Consider the following 18,616-nt stretch of genomic DNA (forward strand, 5'->3'; position numbering starts at 1 on the left):
CACCCTTGGGGGATGCCCTTTTGATTTTATAATGGCAATATGGATAGAAATAATGCTTGAAATAGAATAACGGAGCTGCTACTCCTTCAAAATCAGCCCAAACAGCGCTACAAACACATACGCCTGCTCCCGGGAAATGATGCAATCCTTCAAATCCTCGGGGGCTACGGCAATCCCATTAAATTCGCAGGTGCTTAAATCAAGGCCAGCCAGCTTCGTATTTGAAAATTGGGCCTGGTCGATTTGGCATTGGAAAAGCTCAAGTTTTTGCAGCTTTGCAAAGCTGAAATCACTTTTGTCCATCGAGCTGTCCTGGAGCGATACCTGCTTCATATCAGACATTCTGAAATTGGCGTAATCGGCCAAATTATCCTTCCAGACCATGTTTCGCAGCGTAGCGCCGGTCAAATTGATGCCGATCATTTTGCAGTTTTTGAACACGGTTCGGTGGATAATCGCATCGCTAAAATCGGCATTCGACAAATCACATTTGTCGAAAATCACATCCGTCAGCTCGACCTCATTCAGCGCGGTTTCGGTAAACGTAACATTTTTGAAAATAATTTTGTCGAAAATCACCTTGCGAGCCTGCTGCCCATCCCATACGCAATCCTGAATAATGCCCATTTCAAAAAAAGCATGAGATTGCAGCTCGGTCCGCTCCAGCACAGGAAGCTCGATCGGCAGGATCGGCGCCTCAATCGCCATCGTTTTCTTCTTTTTACTCAATACGATCATCTCCTAAACTTCTTCCATGTCGCTTGTCCTCTTCCAACTTCTAAATATTCAACGGTGTCGAGTATAAAATATTGCGATAATCACTAGGCGTCATGCCCTCGTAATGCTTGAATGTTCGCAGAAACAGCTTATAATCGGAAAAACCGCATTCGCCAGCAATTTCCTTCACGCTCAAATTCGTGTTCAGAAGCTTCAGCTTCGCCCGACTGATTCGCTGCGTCAAAATATAAGCTTTAATGCCCATCCCTTTCTCCCTTTTCACAACCTTGGAGATGTAATCCTTATTAAAGTTGAATACCTCTGCAATTTTACGGACATTAATGTCCAGATGCAAATGGGCATCAATCCACCTGCAAATGTTATCGACGATGGCGTGTGGGGCATGATTTTGCTGGTCAATCGTCCGCGTTAGCTCATTCAATAATAATAACAACGCGGCATTAGCCTCCTCAGCCGAAAAAGAAGAAACATGCAGCAGCTGCTTAAACAGCTGATTAATCGTCGAAGGCCCATCAATCGGCACATGGGTCGGATAGCTCCGATACTGCTCCGCCTTCGTACCGTAATGCACCCAATAAAAGCTGACAGGAGACTCGCTTTTCCGATACCCGAAATGAGTCATGCCCGGCCGAAGCAGGAGCATATCGCCTGGGCGGACGACATATTCCCGCTCTTCCTCAGCGATATACATCTGTCCTTCCAGCATCATAATGATCTCATAATGCAGCGCATTTCGTTTCATGTGCGACCAGTTGCCTTCGGATATGAATTTACCGCATAAGTAGTGACTCAGCTTTTTATTCATATAGACTGATTTATCCACCTTTTCTTCGATTATGAGCCTAATTATTTCGAATTTGATTTGATAAGATACTATCATGAATGGTTCGCAATGAATAGCAAATAGCTGATTTTAGGTCTAGGGAGGACTCATAAATATGGCAAAAATAAATCAGGGCTTCGTCAGCCAAAGCGACGTAAAGCTGCTGGACGGCCTTTTTAAAACGTCACAAGAGGTTGGCGAGCGGTACCTGCACGCGCTTGTTATCGACCGCTTCCTCGCCCCGTGTTATGAGGCGCATGGCTTGGTGCCCAAGCAGCCGCGGTACGAAGGCTGGGAAGCCAGAACGATCAGCGGGCATTCGCTCGGGCATTATATGTCGGCACTTGCCGTCACCTATCAGGCAACAGGCCATGAGGCGTTAAAAGAGAAGCTGGATTATGCCGTATCGGAGCTTGCAGGCATTCAAGCAGCGACAGGGAGCGGATATGTTGGAGGCTTGGTCGAAACCCCTTTTATCGAAGTGATTAAAGGAACGGAGATTGGCGGTTTTAGTATGAATGGGTATTGGGTGCCATGGTATAGCGTGCATAAAATTTATCAGGGCTTAATCGATGCTTACACACTGACGGGAAATGAGGAGGCTCTGCATGTTGTCAAAGCCTTTGCCGATTGGGCAGTCGATGGACTCACGCAAATGTCGGAGGAGCAGACGCAGCATATGCTGGAATGTGAGCATGGCGGCATGAATGAAGTGTTTGCGCAGCTGTATGGCCTCACAGGACAAGCCGTCTATATGGAAGCAGCGGTTCAATTTACGCATAAAGCCATCATTTCGCCGCTGGAGCAGGAGCGGGACGAGCTGCAGGGCAAGCATGCCAATACGCAAATTCCGAAGGTCATCGGTGTGGCCGAAATTTATGAACAGAACAAGGATTTTACAAGCTATCGCACGGCTGCTGAGTTTTTCTGGCATACGGTGGCCGGCAGACGCTCCTATGTTTTTGGAGGGAGCAGCCTCTCGGAGCATTTTGAAGCGATGGATATGGAAAGCTTGGGCATTAAATCGGCGGAGTCCTGCTTTACGCATAATATGCTGGTGCTGACCCAATATTTGTTTAGCTGGGAGCAAAACAGCGCGTATATGGATTATTATGAAAATGCCTTGTACAATCACATCCTCGGCACCCAGGACCCGCATACGGGCAATAAAACTTATTTTGCTTCGACGCTGCCGGGCCATTTCAAAATTTACGGCACCCACGACTCCGCTTGGTGGTGCTGCACCGGAACAGGCATGGAAAACCCGGGGAAATATGCCGAGGCGATTTATTTTGAAAATCAGGATGATCTGTATGTGAATTTATATATGGCATCCCAGCTGGAATGGAAAGCCAAAGGGCTAGTCATCAGGCAGGAAACAAGCTTTCCCTATTCAGACACTGTGAAGCTTGTTATTACCGAGGGAACGGCAGAGGCTAATCTTAAATTGCGCGTGCCATCCTGGCTGTCGGGAGAGCTGGTGGCGGTCGTGAACGGCGAGCGCAAATATGTTGAAAATCAAGCCGGATACTTGACCATCAGTGGCACATGGAGCAAGGGGAACCAGATCATTCTCACGCTGCCAATGGCACTGAGAAAGTACACCGCCAAGGATAGCGCAAGCAAAGTCGCCTTTCTTTATGGGCCAATCGTGCTTGCGGGCAAGTTTGGCAATGAGGGTCTTCCAGAGGATACGATCGTGGATGAAACCGCGTTAAGCATGAAGACGGCGGACGTGCCTGTGTTATGGACGGAAAGTGAGGACCTATCCGACTTTATCAGGCTGCAGAACGCCGATACGCTAACGTTTGAAATCGCGAAAGAAGTGACCTCCGATGGAAAAGGGGCCACGCTCGTTCCTTTTTACGCGCTGCATCACGAGTTTTATACGCTGTATTGGAATTTGAATGATGAGGGAGACGCCTTTGAGCAGGAGCTGAATAAGGTGACCATTGATAGCGTGCAGCCAGATGGGCAGCAGGATGAAATTGGGCATCAGCTTCAAGGCAACTGCTTAACGAGTCTCTATAACGGGTCGTTCACGGACAATCAGAACAAACTGCATATGTGGAGAGAAGCGTTTGGCGTCAGCGATGCGTACTTCAGCTACCGACTTGCAGTTGATGGCGCGAAGAAAAATCATCTTTGCGTAGCTTATTGGGGCGGAGATCATTTCCGGTTCGAGCATGAAGGTGTGGCATATAATCGGGAGTTTGAGGTGCTGGTCGATGGCGAGATCGTCGGGGAGCAGACGATTCATTGCAACAAAATCGGCCATATTTTTTATGTGACTTACGAAATAGCAGAGCCGCTTACACGAGAGAAAAACAGTGTCATTGTCACGTTTAAAGCAAAGTCGCCTGCGAGCTGCGCGGGCCGGGTTGCGGGAGTTAGAACGACAAGCGTGATAGTCAGCCCATAGGGCTGCGGCACAAAAAGGCACAAAAGCATTCCACAAAACCAAGTCACAAAAGCAAGGCAAACAACCGGCGCCTAAATAGGCGTCGGTTGTTTGCTGTTTCCACCGTTTGGATCATAAATATGCCAATTGCGAAAACGGTTCGATGAAAATCGAACATTGAAACTTCATCCCCAGTATGTTATTTTCTTAAATACAACGATAGCTGTGCTTTGCAAAACCTTTATTGTGGCTCGGGCTCCAAGAATGCCGCCCGGTAAAATGGATATATTATTTTAAAACAAGGAAGAAGGTTTTTAAGTCATGAACCAAGCTTTAAATAATCGTATGATCGTGTTGGCAGCACGGCCTGAGAGCATGCCGACAGAGCAGCATTTCGCGATGAAAGACGCAGCGGTGGAACAGCCGGCAGAAGGGCAGGTTGTCGTACGCAGCCTGTATTTATCTGTTGATCCGTATATGCGGGGACGGATGAATGACAGCAAGTCGTATATTCCTCCATTTGCCTTAGGCGAGGCGATAGTCGGCGGCGTTGTGGGCGAGATTGTCGAATCGAAATCCGAGCAGTTTGCAGTTGGAGATAAAGTGCTCGGCATGCTGGGCTGGAAGCTGTACAATGTCGTGGATGCCGCCAGCGTTCGCAAGGTAGATGATCAAATGGCGCCATTGTCGGCTTATTTGGGCGTTTTGGGGCTTACAGGGCTGACTGCCTATTTCGGTTTGCTGGATATTGGACAGCCTAAGGCAGGGGAAACCGTGGTCGTATCTGGCGCAGCAGGCGCGGTCGGCATGATTGTTGGGCAAATTGCCAAGCTCAAGGGCGCTCGTGTCGTCGGCATAGCGGGAACGGATGAGAAGACCAGCTATTTGAAGCAAGAGCTCGGCTTCGACGAGACGATTAACTACAAGACGGTCGGCGATTTAGGCAAAGCGCTGGAAGCGGCATGTCCGAATGGAGTCGATGTTTATTTTGACAATGTCGGCGGCGACATTTCCGATCAGGTGATGCTGTTGCTGAACACGCATGCGCGCATTCCGCTATGTGGCGCTATTTCCTCATACAACAGCAAATCGGGAGACATCGGTCCCCGGATACAGACGCAGCTGATCAAGACGCGTTCGCTTATTAAAGGCTTCGTGCTGGGCGACTACGCTGACCGTACAGAAGAAGGCATTCAGGCGCTAGGACAGTGGCTCGGAGAAGGCAAGCTGAAATACGAGGAGACGATTGTTGAAGGCTTCGACAAAGTGCCTCAAGCGTTCCTACAGCTGTTTGAAGGCAAGAATATGGGTAAAATGCTGGTTAAGATTCTTTAGCGAGCTGATTGTAAATGTTTATGGGGGTGTTCAGTTAGAGAAGCTGGCAACTGAACAACCCCAATTTTAAGTTGTTTGAAAACAAAGGGAGCTTTGCTTCAGGGTTTAATGTCATTGGTTACGGAAGTTATTCATTAACTGTATTGAAGAATTAAACATTCGAAAGACTCATGATTTCATGTTTAAGATCATTATACCTTTTTTCTATATATACTAAATCTTCAAAATATGATTTTGGATTGTCAGATATTTTTAAACGATATTCATCTTTATCTATTATGTATTTATATGAATTTTCTAAGATAGCAAGAGGATTTGTATCTGTTTTATTGTAATATTTTTTTATGGAAATTTTAACTAAAAACAACGTTTTAGCACAAAGAATAATATGCATTTTCCGTAAAAGAAGCGGATTACAAATCTCTAAATTTTTAAAAAGTTTTAAAAAGTCGCTATATTGCTCTAAACGGCCTTTAACAGAAGCGTAATATGGGATGGAGATACTGCCATCTCCGATGCTGATATTTTCATAGTCAGCCTCTTCAACCGCTCCCTCTTGTATTAAATTAATAGAAGTTCCTAGAGCAACACCGAATTGGCAAACCAGCAATTCCCAAAACATGTGTGGATACCAATAGCAAACGCTGTTATCCAGATTTTCTTTTACAAACTCGGTACCTTTATGTTTTTTGAGGATCTCATTGTTATAAATAATTCCCGACATATAGTTTGAAGTTAACATATATTTCAACAAGGCTGGTTCCCCGGCTGCTGCTGTATTATCCAATTGTCTACTCTGGGTGGTAGAGGATGTTCTCATTAGTGCTATCGTTTCAGTTGATTTGTTTAACATATTCATAATTTGATCTAGCACATCTAAATTTACCAGATCCTCATCACTAACTAATAAAACAAATTTTCCTTCCGCCATATCTATTACTTTGCTGCAGTTAATCGCAAACCCTTGATTTTTATCGAAAGCAAAGTATTTTAGCCGAGCATCATCCAATTGCCCGATCTTAGCATAGAAATCCATTGTTTCATTCTCAGTACCGTTATTGGATATAATAAATTCAATTTCTTCATCATAATAAGTTCCCATTAAATGCTTAATATTATCATAAGCCCGGCTTCCTCTATTAAAGCTTGGAATACAAATGCTTAATAAAACTCGATCACCTGCTCGATTCGCTTTGTCTAAGCGGTAGGCATGGATGTTATCAATGAGTAGCTGCGGATTGTTAGCATCATCAGCAAGATCAACTATATTTCTAGGAAGATAGGCATTTGATTGTTTAAAATAGTTATTTGCACCGTCATAGCTATCAAAAATCATTACATTAGACAGAATATCTTTATTTAGTAAAGCGCCTTGAAGGCAGGAAAGCCATTTCTCGATTTCTTTTACTACAATGTATGCTTTCTTATTTTCTTTTTTGATTGTATTCGTACAAGTTAAAATATTAGTCCAGCTCCAGTTCTCCACAATTAGATAATCAGCGAATGCATCAGACGGAGGAACTGGTTGTATATCTATAAATTTGAAAAGAACGATTTTTTCAAGGATTTGTTTGTTTTCCTTATGATAAAGGTAGTATTCATCGGCGTTACCTGTAGGAAGCAGCCAATAAGGAAGCTCTTCAACAGGTATGTTTTTGGTCATGCTCAGAAAACCATTTGACTGCAAAAATTGTATATTTGCTTCATAGACAGCTTGATATTCTTGTAAGTTAGGCTCAATAAATGCTGCCATCAAAATTTCTTCTATTTTTTCTTGGGAATATCCATGATTTTGTGCCTTAATCAGCATCTCAAAAAAATACTCATATTGAGACATTCCAAAAAGTGAAAATGCAAATGATGAATAGACGTCTGCTTTCATATTAGAATCGGATTCATATGTAGATTCCTCCAGTATATTAACTAAGTGAATATAGCGATCTATCGCAAGATCCGCTGTACCGGATTCTAAAAGCTGATCTATTTCGTACAAAGCTTGAGAAATTTGTTGACGGTTGTGCTGAATAGTGTTTTTTTTCATCGTACGGAATTCACCTTCTTATTTTTTTTGTATCGTAATAACATAATGTCTCTCTATACTATTCGGTTATAAATTGAAAATAGATTAGAGAGTTCAGGAGGAATGCTCATGAAAAACATGTCTTACACCATCTGGATTGAAGCGGAGCAGTGGGAAAACGGCTGGGATATCCATGATGACAACACAGATGCTATCGTCACATTTGAAAATGGGGCAGCGATATGCTGCTGGTAGACGAATGCAGCCGCTCACGAATTGAGGAAGTCATCAAGCATCTGATCGACGAGGATGATTTTGAAAAAATCTTTGACCGTTGCGAGGAATTCGGAGAGGACAATACAGACGAATAATGAACGCTTAGTCGTAGTATTCACGCGTGCTCCATGCTATCATTAAGAAGAAAAGAAACAGCTTTTAAAGCAATACCATACTAACGGAGGTGTTTTATGAAAGCGCTATTTATTGGAGGAACGGGTACGATTAGTTCTGCCATTACGAAGCAGTTAGTAGAGAGTGGATGCGAGCTTTATCTTTTGAACCGGGGAACAAGAAATGCTGATTTACCAGCAGGTGTACATAGCATTAAAGCAGATATTAATAATGAGGCACAGGTAGCAGAGCTTATTGCCGATCTGTCATTTGATGTAGTTGCGGATTTTATCGCCTTCAAGCCAGAGCAGCTGGAGCGGGATTACCGCTTATTCAAGGGAAAAACCAAGCAGTTTATGTTTATTAGCTCAGCTTCAGCCTATCAGACACCGTTTTCTGATTATCGCATCACCGAAGGAACGCCATTATCCAATCCCTATTGGGAATATTCCCGCAACAAAATTGCATGTGAAGAGTATTTGACCAAGCAGTACCGCGAGCAAGGCTTCCCGATCACGATTGTAAGGCCAAGCCATACGTACGACGAGCGCTCGATTCCGCTGGGCGTGCATGGCAATAACGGAAGCTGGCAGGTCGCAAGGCGTATGCTTGAAAATAAACCGGTCATTATCCATGGTGACGGCACGTCCCTCTGGACGATGACGCATAACAGCGATTTTGCTAAAGGCTTCATCGGACTGATGGGCAACATTCATGCGATTGGCGAATCCATTCATATTACGTCGGATGAGTCGGTAACCTGGAATCAAATTTATGAAATCATCGCTGATGCGCTAGGTGTGAAGCTGAATGCGGTTCATGTGGCTTCTGAATTTCTGGCTGCGAGCAGCAAATACGATTTCCGGGGCGGCTTGCTGGGCGACAAGGCGAACTCCGTCGTCTTTGACAATGCGAAGCTGAAAAGACTCGTTCCTGAGTTTGCAGCTACGACGCGGCTTGATCAAGGCATCAAGCAGACAGTTGCCCACATTCTGGCGAATCCGGAGCATCAGAAGGTGGACGAGGAATTCGATCTCTGGTGCGATAAAGTTGTAAATGCCCTGGCTGCTGCCGAAAAGGCGCTAGCCGAATAGCTAGTTCAAAGCGGCTGCTTCAGCATGATGCTTGTTTCTCATGCTTGAGCAGCCAGTTTTTTCGAGACAATCCGCCTCCGTAGCCGCCCAACTCACCGTTCGAATTAATAACGCGATGACAGGGGATGATGATAGCCAGCTGATTGGCACCATTGGCCTGTGCGACCGCGCGAAAGGCTGTCGGTTTTTCAAGTGCGACCGCAATGTCAGAGTAGGAGCGGGTTTCGCCCGGCGGTATCTGCACCAGCTGTGCCCACACGCTTTGCTGAAACGGCGAGCCTAATAAAAATAGCGGCGTCTTAAAATCCGACAATTTCCCGTCAAAATAAAGCTCCAGCTCCTGTTCAATGGATTGAATGGATGCGGTTGTACCGGGAATGATCGCGGATTTTGTCCTTTTGCGCAGCCGCTCGACCTCGCGCTCAAGGCCCCTCCGATCTACAAACTCCAATAAATACAAGTGCTGCTCATCGCCAATGGCCATCATCGGGCCGAGCCGCGTATCGATCCAAGCGGCTTTTAGCACCTTGCTATCTTCCAATAAAGTAGGAGCTGCGCCCATAATTCGTGAAAAAGCATCACGAAACCCGCTGCTGGATTCATAGCCGGTTGTGAGCTGCGTATCAATAACCGATTGGCCAGATCTAATGTTTTTCAAGGCGATTCCCATACGGCGGGCACGGGCATATTCGACGAAGGTCATGCCGAAGCGCTGTTTAAATTGGCGGCGAGCCGTTGATTCATCGACGGACAAATTTTTGAAATCCTGTCCCTTCCAGCGTTTTTCCGGGTTTTGCTCCACCGCTTCAACGAGCAGACGAACGACCTCTGACACCTGATTCGGATGGGAAAGCGGCTGGCAGCGCTGACAAGGACGGAAAGAAGCAAGCAATGCCTGCTGGGCCGTTTCATAAAACTCGCAGTTTTCAAACTTGGGCTTGCGAGCCGGACAGGTTGGCCTGCAAAATACTCCGGTCGTTTTGACTCCAACATAAAAAACGCCCTCATATTCGGTATTTTTCTCCACTAAGGCAAGGTAGCATTCGGGATAACGTTCGGCAGGTATCATGGCATTCGCCCCTTACTTTTCTGATGGATTTTATTATATAGCTTCCTGACAGCCGCTGCAGCCGAAAATCAGGCATTGATTTTTCCGTGCAGAGGTGCAGCATGGTTTTTTGAAATATAAGAATTTATAAGTTGTAGCTTATAAATAGGACTTATATTTCACCGCGAAACGGCAGCTTTACCGCCGGAGGATGGCTTCAGCCGTTTACGCTTGCTATATTCCCGTTTATAATGAAACTTCCAAGTGAAGTCGTAACGATTAAAGTAACAGGAATGGAGGACATTATCATATGTCTAGCTTGCCAAATTGTCCACAGTGTCAGTCACCATATACATACGAGGATGGGCTGATGCTCGTTTGCCCGGAATGCGCGCATGAATGGAATGAAAATGCGCAGGATGGTGCGAATGAAGAGGAGAAGGTTGTAAAAGATTCGAACGGCAATGTACTGAGCGACGGTGATTCGGTCACGGTCATTAAAGATTTGAAGGTCAAAGGCAGCTCGCTCGTCGTCAAAATTGGCACCAAGGTCAAAAACATCCGTCTCGTCGACGGCGATCATGATATTGATTGCAAAATTGACGGTTTTGGCGCCATGAAGCTGAAATCAGAGTTTGTTAAAAAAATATAGAGTGGAAGCAGGAGGGATTTTACGGTGGAAATAGGCATTAGTACGTTTGTCGAAACCTCACCCGATGTAGAGACCGGAGAGGTTATGAGCCATGCTCAGCGTATTCGCGAGGTCGTTGAAGAAATCGTGCTTGCGGATCAGGTTGGGCTTGATGTTTATGGAGTAGGGGAGCATCATCGCCAAGATTATGCGGCCTCCTCTCCAGTTGTTATTTTGGCGGCAGCTGCCGCACAAACGAAGCAGATTCGATTGACGAGCGCCGTTACGGTGCTGTCTTCCGCTGATCCTGTGCGCGTGTTTCAGGATTTTGCTACGCTGGACGGCATTTCAAACGGACGTGCGGAAATTATGGCAGGACGCGGCTCCTTCATTGAATCGTTTCCGTTGTTCGGCTATGATCTGGACCACTATAATGAGCTGTTTGATGAGAAGCTGGCGCTGCTGCTGAAAATTCGTGAATCTGAGAAGGTAACCTGGGAAGGCGGCCACCGCCCGGCCATTAACAATCTTGGCGTTTACCCACGCCCCGTTCAGAACCCTTTGCCGGTATGGATTGGCAGCGGCGGCAATCAGGAATCGGTTGTCCGCGCGGGCCTGCTCGGACTGCCGCTTGTTCTCGCTATTATCGGGGGCAGTCCGATGAATTTTGCGCCTCTGGTGCAGCTGTATAAAAGAGCCGCCGCCCATGCGGGGCATGATGCCTCGAAGCTGCCCATCGCTTCGCACTCGCATGGCTTTATTGCGGAGACGACGCAGCTTGCCGCGGACACGTTTTTCCCATCGACGCAAGCGGTTATGAATGTGCTTGGCAAAGAGCGGGGCTGGGGGCATTATGACCGTTCCAGCTTTGACGCTGCCCGCAGCATTGAAGGCGCGCTTTATGTAGGCGATCCGGAGACGGTTGCCCGCAAAATAATTAACCTGCGCAAGCATGTCGGCATTACAAGGTTTTTGCTCCATACGCCGCTTGGTACGATGCCGCATGAGGACGTGATGAACGCGATCAAGCTGCTTGGCACGGAGGTTGCACCGCGAGTGCGCGAAGAAATTGCCAAGTGGGAAGCGGAAAACGAAGGAAAGACGAACTAAAGACGAACTATAGCCACATCAAAAAAGAGACATGCATAAGGCAAGAAGAGAAGGAATCCATGGAAACTTGGGTTCCTTTTTATTTTAAGACTACTTCTACTAAATCATAATCAGACTAATGCTTATCCTCCTCTACAAAGAAAAAATCAAGTACTGGGTATTCGAGAATATGTATAGATTCCCATTTTTCGAACATATTAAAACCAGCAAACCTATAAGGAGGCAGAAGCTTTGACGAACTCAATAGCATTCCCAACGTTTCCAGAGGCGTATTGGCAGGCTTCTTGCGACACGGTTCAGGAATTCCCTGCACTAAAGCACAATCACGAAACAGATGTTGCTGTAATTGGCGGCGGGATCTCGGGTATCACTACGGCATATGTTCTAGCAAAAGCTGGTTTTAAAGTTGCATTAATTGAGGCTGGCAGGCTTCTGAATGGCACAACGGGCCATACGACCGCCAAAATCACCGCCCAACATGACCTGATCTATGATGAATTAATCCAGCGTGAAGGAAAAGAAAAAGCCTCACTCTATTACCAGGCGAATATGGATGCGCTGCAATTTATTCGATCAACGGTCAAACAGCTTAATATGGATTGCGGCTTTGAGGAACAGGATGCGTGTATTTACACGAACACGGACAGCGGACTTTCTAAATTGGAGAAAGAGCTCCAAGCCTATAATACATTGGGCATTCCCAGCTCTTATCAGAAAAGCATTTCATTGCCCATTCCAGCGCTAGGTGCCATAACGATGCCTCTTCAAGCACAGTTTCACCCCCTGCGTTATTTGTCTGCTCTCGTAAAGGAGTTCGTGAACATAGGCGGAGAGGTGTTCGAGTATACAACAGCCTTCGATATTGAAAATGGATCAACCGCCAAAATAATAACAAGAGATGGCTATCACGTAAGCTGCCGGTATGTGGTTAGCTGTACACATTTCCCGTTTCATGACGGAGGCGGGTTTTATTTTGCAAGAATGCATGCTGATCGCTCCTACGTTCTCGGTGTTAAATTAGACGAAGCGTATCCGAGCGGCATGTATTTGAGCGCTGATGAACCCAAACGATCTATTCGCAGTGTGCAAACCGACAATGGGGACAGACTCGTTCTTATCGGAGGCCAGAGCCATAAGACGGGACAAGGCATATGCACCATTAATCATTATGAAGCCTTGCAGCAGTTTGCCGCGGAACATTTCAAGCTCAAGGAGATCAGCTATAGATGGTCTGCGCAGGATCTTGTCACAGGAGACAAAATACCATTCATTGGACCGTTAACAAGCTCAGTTTCCAATGTGTATGTCGCCACGGGATATCGCAAATGGGGAATGACATCGGGAACGGCCGCTGCTCTCCTGCTTAGAGATTTGCTGCTGGAGAAGGAGAACCCTTATATAGAGCTGTATTCTCCTTCACGATCGCTTAGCTGGCACACGGTACAAAAACTGGTCTCCGACAATGTCGATGTAGCAAAGCATTTAATAGCAGGCAAGCTTGAAATGGTCCATAGAAAGCCAGAAGAGCTGCTCAAGGATGAAGGGGGAGCTATTACGCTCCATGGCCGAAGAGCGGGTGGTTATCGAGACAAGGAGGACCAGCTTCACCTGGTCGATACCACGTGTACGCATATGGGTTGTGAGGTCGAGTGGAATGACGGGGAACGCACTTGGGACTGTCCATGCCACGGCTCGCGCTTCTCCTACGAAGGTGATGTTATGGAGGGGCCTGCCAAGCAGCCGTTGACACGACTGCACTTGTAAACGACAGCCCATCAAACAAAGCAAATACGGTACTGGTCGATCGATTATAGGCTGGAGTTCAAGAGTCTTTGCCGTTCTCAGCGGCAGAGACTCTTTTTAGTATTCAACAGATGATGAGAAAAAGCCCCCGCGCAGGAGATGGCAGTCCGGCGCGAGGGCTTGGGGGGAGTGTGGCGGTCAACCTTTGACCGCGCCAGCTGTAAGGCCGCTGACGATGTATTTCTGTGCGAACAGGTAAAGCACAAGCACGGGGAGAGATGTCATAACCAGATCGGCGAAGATCAGGTTCCAGTCCCTGCTGTATTTTCCGTAAAAATTGTAAACAGATAGCGGCATCGTCCAGTCGGAGCTGTCGGTGAGGAAATAAAGCGGAATCGTAATATCATTCCATACCGACATAAACACCATAATCGCCACAGTGGCGTTCACCGGAACAATGAGCGGTGTAATAATGCGGAAGAATACAGCGAGCATGCTCGCGCCTTCCAGGAAAGCTACTTCATCGAGAGCTCTCGGTATCGATTTGATAAAACCGCTATACAGGAACACGCTGAACGCGACGTTCAAAGCGGCGTAAATGAATATAACACTCGTAATGCTGCCGTAGAAGCCCAGCCATTGTACGACACGAATCGTCGTAATAATCGACATGGGAGCGATAAGTCCCATAAAGAAAAACATATACAGGAAGCTCGACAGCTTCGATTCTCTCCGCACCAGAATGAAAGCGGCGGCTGAAGAGGTAATAATGTTGACGATGGAAGATACGCCAGTAATCAGCAGGCCATTCAGGAAGGCACGGCCAAGGCCGCCTTCTTTAAAAACCTGCGTATAGTTGGAGAACATCCATTTGTCCGGAAGCGCAAGCTTAAAGCGCAGTACCTCGGAGCTGGTCATAAAGGAACCGAAAATCATCATCAGCAAAGGCACAATAATGATCAGGGAAGCGACCAGCAGAAAAATTTCGACGATATAGTTGCGGAGCGCAAGTTTACGTGTGTAACTCATTATTCAGCAACCTCCTTACGACGCATGAAGATCAGCAGCGGAATGGAAATAACGGTAACCGCCGCGAACAGCAGCGTATTGATTGCTGTACCCATGCCCCAGCTGCCTTCTCCGAAAGCACGGAGAATAATCGTTCCGACAACCTGGGAAGCGTTGCCCGGCCCGCCGCCAGTAAGGACGAATACTTCGGAAAATACCTTCAAGCCGCCAATGAGCGTCAGCATGAGATTGATATTGATAGCGGGCAGCAATAACGGCAGCGTAATTTTGCTGAACGTGCTCCACGCGCCTGCGCCGTCAATCGTCGCTGCTTCATAATATTCTTTGGAAATAGACTGGAGTCCAGCCAGATAGATCGCCATCTGGAATCCGGTATGCTGCCAGATCGACACGAGGGCAACGGTCCAAATAACAATCGATGGATCGGTTAGCCATGATTGGCCAAAGACACCCAGACCGATTGCTTCCAGAAATTTATTGATGGTGCCATCTGTACGCAGCATTGGCGTGAACACAATACTGATAACTAGAACGCTCAAAATCGACGGCGAGTAAAAAATCGCGCGAAGCAGATTTTTGGATTTCAGTCGCATGTTCAAGCCAATAGCTAAAGCGATACCAAGCACGTTTTTTCCGATAACCGTAACAATCGCGAAAATAAAGGTGTTTTTAAGGGCTAAAACGAGCGTCTTGTCGGAAAAAATTTGTTTGAAATTGTCCCAACCGATAAATTTAAGCGTTTCGCGGTCAAGCCGCCAGTCCGTAAAGGAGTAAAACAAGCCGATGAGGGCGGGCAATACGAAAAATACACAATAAACGAATAGGGCCGGCCATATTAGATAATAAGGATATAAGCTTTTTGTCTTCATCTGTAATCACGCTCCATAACAGCTTGGGGCAGAATAAAGCCCTGAAGGACCTTATTCTGCCTAGTGTTCAATCAATTAGAATCCGGCAACGCCTTTATCTTTCATCAACTGTGCAAACTTGTCGTTCCAAGCAGACAGCACTTCTTCTGGTGTTTTGGCGCCAGCGAACTGATCTTGCAGATTTCTGTACAGCTCGCTGCGGTCAACCAGCATATGCGCATCTGTAGTCAGAACGGTTTTCTTCGGTGTAATGTAGTTATCTACGATTTCTTGCTTGTAATCCGGCAGCTTAGGAGTCGTCACATCGTTGAAGTTGGAAACATAGCCCTGTGAATCAACAATTTTTTGTGCTTGCTCTTTAGAAGCGATGAACTCAAGGAATTTTTTAGCTTCAGCCATGTGCTTCGCTTTTTTAGGAATGAACAGCTGTCCACCGAGCGGGCTTGCGCCGAGGCTTGCATCTTTGGAAGAAGGAATCGCGAACAGTCCAAGATGGATGCTAGGGTCTTTTTCCGCTACGTTCTCAATCAGCCAGTCGCCCATGAACATCATCGCTACTTCTTTATCCAAGAATTTACCAACGGCCATATCGTAGCTGTCGCTTAAAATATCAGGGTTGGTATAGCCTTTTTTGAATACTTGGTACTGTTGATCCAGCAGATTTGCGAACTCAGGGATGTCTGTCCATTTTTTCTTGTTGCTGTTCAGTTCATCGAACAAGGTTGGATCATTTTTCGCTGCATAATCTGCGAATGCTGCTGCTGGCCAGATGTTAGCTGCCCAATTATCCTTGAAAGGCATGAATACAGGTGTAACGCCGCTTGCCTTAATCGCTTCACATACCGCAAGGAACTCTTCGAATGTTGTCGGAATCGACAGGTTCAGTTCCTTGAACATATCCTTGTTGTACACAACGCCTTGCATGCCAGTGTCTTGGCTAACATGGAAGCTGTAAACATGATCATTAGCCGACAGTACATCTTTGTTCAACAGGCGGCTAACCCATGGCTCGCTATCCAAAATTTCAAAATTGCGCTCCAAGTTCAGGTCGGTTACGGCGCTAGCAAGGTTGTACTGAATAATATCTGGTGTTTCGTCAACAGCTAGCTTCGTTTGCAGAACAGTTGCTGTCTGCTCAGCTGGCAGCAGTTGAAGATTAACTTTAATATTTGTCTCTTTTTCAAAAGCATCAAGAAGGTCTTGCGCTACAAAAGCGGAGTCCTGCGAGCTCTTCGAAATCGCCAGCTCCAGCGTTACTTTACTTCCGCTGCTGCTTCCTCCGTTGCTTGCTGTACCTGCTGGGCTATTGCTGTTTGATCCGCATGCCGCGAGTGACAAAGCCAGTAAGCTTGCGATGACGCCCGTTGCAACTTTTTTCATCTTGTGATTCATTTTTAAATCCCCCCGTATTGAAATGTATGTGAATCATTCTGAATGCGGTTACAGGTTCGATTATAGACTTTAAAGCCAGTGAGGTACATGTTTGTCATTTACCTTTCATGTGTAATATTCTGAACCAATCACCGCTTGTCCGCTTATATCCGCAAATGGTACAGTAGGAGCATTAAAGCGTGTGAGGAGGAATACGGCTGGCTATCATGAATCGCAAGTTCGGTAAAAACCAATTCCAAGCGAGTCTTCAAACCAAGTTTTTTCTAACGTTCGTTGTGCTGCTGCTTATCGTACTTGGCAGCTTCCTGGTCTATGTCAACTTGATTGTTATTCAACCTCTTAAAGAGAAAACCGAAAATGAAAAGCTGATGTCAGCAGAGAAGGTCAGCGATCAGCTCGATATTTATATCGATAGCCAAAATCAGCTTTCTCAACGTATTTTGTCCAATAAAGATATTTTTATAATGCTTACGGACGACGCCGCTTCCCAAACGTTTGAAGGATTATCCCGCAGCCGCAAGCTGAAGGATATTATGTTTCAGGCGATTGGGCCCAGCTTGAACATTCAGGATATGATTATTTACAATTTAGAAGGCTCTGTGATTGCCTCTTATATTGGCTACGACATGACCCCGCCCTCCTTGAAGCCGCTGCTTGAGCTCGGCGAAACCTCGGAAATTTGGAGTCGCAAAGGCTACTTGCTTCAGCGGGAGCAGACAGGGAGAGTCTCGTTCATACGCCCGATTATGAATCAAAATGGCGAAATATTTGGCTATTTGTCGATCCAGCTAGATCAGGCATATTTGGAAATGCCGGCCGAGGGACTGGCGGACAGCGAGGTTTTTGTTCTCGGACAAGACGGACAGCTGATTTCCAGCTCGAAAAATGCCGTAGTGGAAAAAACGCTGCCTGCGTTGGAACCAAGGTCGGGGGCGAGCGGCATGTATATGGACGAGCAGCAAAACTATATTACCTATTACCAATCGGGCAGCTCAGACTGGACAACCTACATTGTAACGCCGAAACAAGCGGTGCTCGGCCCTGTTAGTTCGATTAGGAACATTTCCATCCTGCTCATTACTTCGTTAATGCTGTTTTCCTTTTTTTACATTTATTTTTCTGCTAAAAATTTATTGCTGCCGATTCGCAAGCTGCGCAGTCAAATTTTGCGCGTGAACTACAGCAATATGAATGTGAAGGTGGATAGCCGCTCGCATAATAATGAGCTGATTTTGCTCAATGAGGCGTTTCAGGAGCTGCTGGAGCGGCTGCAGCAATCGATTGAGCGCGAGAAGCTGGCGCTGCATGAGGAAATTAAAGCGCGGAATTCAGCGCTGCAAGCGCAAATCGCGCCTCATTTTATCCATAATGTGCTTTATTTGATCAGTATAGCGGCACAGGAGGGCAAGGATCAGGTCGTGCAGGATATGTGCAAGCAGCTGTCGGACAGCCTGCGCTATGTCGTATCTTCCCCTTATCAGCATGTATCGCTGTCGGACGAGCTGGCCTATACGCGAAATTACTTGTCGCTCGTTCAGCAGAAATATGAGGATGATCTGGAGTGGGACATTGAGTCCGATGATATAACAGGTTTGATCCAGCTGCCGAGGCTCGTTATCCAACCCTTTGTTGAAAACTGTATTGAGCATGCTTTTAAAAATACCGATCCGCCTTGGCGAATTTCGATTCGCTTTAAGCTGTATAACGGACTATGGGCAATTGAGATTAGCGATAATGGCGAAGGGTTCGCCGACGATAAAATCAAAGAAATACTCGGGAACATTCATGATTCCGATTCTGGGGCGCTTGAGCTGCAGACGAACAGCACGGGCATTGGCAACATGGGCATGGTGAATACGGTCAACCGGCTCAAGCTGATGTACAAAAATCGCCTGTTTTTCAATGTTTACAACAATGCAGATACAGGAAAAGGCGCAACGATTCAAATTATCGCATCACTGACGAAGGATTTTTATTGATGAGGAGGGATAGA

Annotated in this window: 16 protein-coding genes; 9 read left to right on the forward strand and 7 right to left on the reverse strand. The window is 46.3% G+C overall.

Annotated elements, in window-relative coordinates:
• Nucleotides 1–78: 78 nt before the first annotated feature.
• Together WH37_RS21775 and WH37_RS21780 are read right to left on the reverse strand one after the other, a co-directional pair.
• The gene (locus WH37_RS21775) at nucleotides 79–729 is read right to left on the reverse strand and encodes a pentapeptide repeat-containing protein (RefSeq protein ID WP_197091392.1); all 651 of its coding nucleotides are present in this window, start codon (nucleotides 727–729) and stop codon (nucleotides 79–81) included.
• A 49-nt stretch (nucleotides 730–778) separates the two neighbouring features.
• Complete coding sequence (locus WH37_RS21780) at nucleotides 779–1,543, reverse strand: helix-turn-helix transcriptional regulator (protein WP_082110948.1); 765 nt, start codon at nucleotides 1,541–1,543, stop codon at nucleotides 779–781.
• Between the two features lie 133 nt (nucleotides 1,544–1,676).
• Between WH37_RS21780 and WH37_RS21785 the strand changes: the two genes are divergently transcribed.
• On the forward strand, nucleotides 1,677–3,983 hold the full coding sequence (locus WH37_RS21785; protein WP_046232740.1) for a glycoside hydrolase family 127 protein: 2,307 nt from the start codon (nucleotides 1,677–1,679) through the stop codon (nucleotides 3,981–3,983).
• 300 nt (nucleotides 3,984–4,283) lie between these two features.
• Complete coding sequence (locus WH37_RS21790) at nucleotides 4,284–5,297, forward strand: NADP-dependent oxidoreductase (protein ID WP_046232741.1); 1,014 nt, start codon at nucleotides 4,284–4,286, stop codon at nucleotides 5,295–5,297.
• Between the two features lie 151 nt (nucleotides 5,298–5,448).
• On the opposite strand, the gene WH37_RS21795 is transcribed toward WH37_RS21790, so the two are convergent.
• Nucleotides 5,449–7,338, reverse strand: coding sequence for a glycosyltransferase family 2 protein (locus WH37_RS21795; RefSeq protein ID WP_046232742.1), 1,890 nt, complete (start codon nucleotides 7,336–7,338; stop codon nucleotides 5,449–5,451).
• A 108-nt stretch (nucleotides 7,339–7,446) separates the two neighbouring features.
• On the opposite strand from WH37_RS21795, the gene WH37_RS37115 reads away from it, so the two are divergent.
• From WH37_RS37115 to WH37_RS21805, 3 genes are all read left to right on the forward strand, one after another.
• The gene (locus WH37_RS37115; RefSeq protein WP_269431339.1) at nucleotides 7,447–7,572 is read left to right on the forward strand and encodes a hypothetical protein; all 126 of its coding nucleotides are present in this window, start codon (nucleotides 7,447–7,449) and stop codon (nucleotides 7,570–7,572) included.
• Complete coding sequence (locus WH37_RS37120) at nucleotides 7,560–7,688, forward strand: hypothetical protein (RefSeq protein WP_269431340.1); 129 nt, start codon at nucleotides 7,560–7,562, stop codon at nucleotides 7,686–7,688. Before WH37_RS37115 ends, WH37_RS37120 begins: the two co-directional genes overlap by 13 nt.
• A gap of 96 nt (nucleotides 7,689–7,784) precedes the next feature.
• Nucleotides 7,785–8,801 (forward strand): SDR family oxidoreductase, encoded by a 1,017-nt coding sequence (locus WH37_RS21805; protein ID WP_046232743.1) that lies wholly within the window; start codon nucleotides 7,785–7,787, stop codon nucleotides 8,799–8,801.
• A 19-nt stretch (nucleotides 8,802–8,820) separates the two neighbouring features.
• Here WH37_RS21805 and WH37_RS21810 read toward each other — a convergent pair whose 3' ends face one another.
• A complete protein-coding gene (locus tag WH37_RS21810; protein ID WP_046232744.1) occupies nucleotides 8,821–9,870 on the reverse strand; it encodes a bifunctional transcriptional activator/DNA repair enzyme AdaA in 1,050 nt (349 codons plus the stop codon).
• Between the two features lie 289 nt (nucleotides 9,871–10,159).
• Here WH37_RS21810 and WH37_RS21815 point away from each other — a divergent pair, with 289 nt between their 5' ends.
• The 3 genes from WH37_RS21815 to WH37_RS21825 all read left to right on the forward strand — a co-directional run bounded on the left by WH37_RS21815 (nucleotide 10,160) and on the right by WH37_RS21825 (nucleotide 13,354).
• Nucleotides 10,160–10,501: a zinc ribbon domain-containing protein YjdM gene (locus tag WH37_RS21815; protein WP_046232745.1), complete on the forward strand. Its 342-nt coding sequence runs from the start codon at nucleotides 10,160–10,162 to the stop codon at nucleotides 10,499–10,501.
• 24 nt (nucleotides 10,502–10,525) lie between these two features.
• On the forward strand, nucleotides 10,526–11,590 hold the full coding sequence (locus tag WH37_RS21820; protein WP_046232746.1) for an LLM class flavin-dependent oxidoreductase: 1,065 nt from the start codon (nucleotides 10,526–10,528) through the stop codon (nucleotides 11,588–11,590).
• 231 nt (nucleotides 11,591–11,821) lie between these two features.
• Nucleotides 11,822–13,354, forward strand: coding sequence for an FAD-dependent oxidoreductase (locus WH37_RS21825; RefSeq protein WP_046232747.1), 1,533 nt, complete (start codon nucleotides 11,822–11,824; stop codon nucleotides 13,352–13,354).
• 177 nt (nucleotides 13,355–13,531) lie between these two features.
• Here WH37_RS21825 and WH37_RS21830 read toward each other — a convergent pair whose 3' ends face one another.
• The 3 genes from WH37_RS21830 to WH37_RS21840 all read right to left on the reverse strand — a co-directional run bounded on the left by WH37_RS21830 (nucleotide 13,532) and on the right by WH37_RS21840 (nucleotide 16,623).
• Entirely contained in the window at nucleotides 13,532–14,362 is an 831-nt protein-coding gene (locus WH37_RS21830; RefSeq protein WP_046232748.1) for a carbohydrate ABC transporter permease, read from the reverse strand.
• Nucleotides 14,362–15,231, reverse strand: a complete 870-nt coding sequence (locus WH37_RS21835) for a carbohydrate ABC transporter permease (RefSeq protein WP_046232749.1) — start codon at nucleotides 15,229–15,231, stop codon at nucleotides 14,362–14,364. Before WH37_RS21835 ends, WH37_RS21830 begins: the two co-directional genes overlap by 1 nt.
• A 75-nt stretch (nucleotides 15,232–15,306) precedes the next feature.
• On the reverse strand, nucleotides 15,307–16,623 hold the full coding sequence (locus WH37_RS21840) for an ABC transporter substrate-binding protein (RefSeq protein WP_046232750.1): 1,317 nt from the start codon (nucleotides 16,621–16,623) through the stop codon (nucleotides 15,307–15,309).
• 206 nt (nucleotides 16,624–16,829) lie between these two features.
• Between WH37_RS21840 and WH37_RS21845 the strand changes: the two genes are divergently transcribed.
• Nucleotides 16,830–18,602 (forward strand): sensor histidine kinase, encoded by a 1,773-nt coding sequence (locus WH37_RS21845; RefSeq protein WP_046232751.1) that lies wholly within the window; start codon nucleotides 16,830–16,832, stop codon nucleotides 18,600–18,602.
• The last annotated feature ends 14 nt before the right edge of the window (nucleotides 18,603–18,616 follow it).

Source organism: Paenibacillus algorifonticola, assembly GCF_000971975.1.
Taxonomy (GTDB): Bacteria; Bacillota; Bacilli; order Paenibacillales; family Paenibacillaceae; genus Pristimantibacillus; species Pristimantibacillus algorifonticola.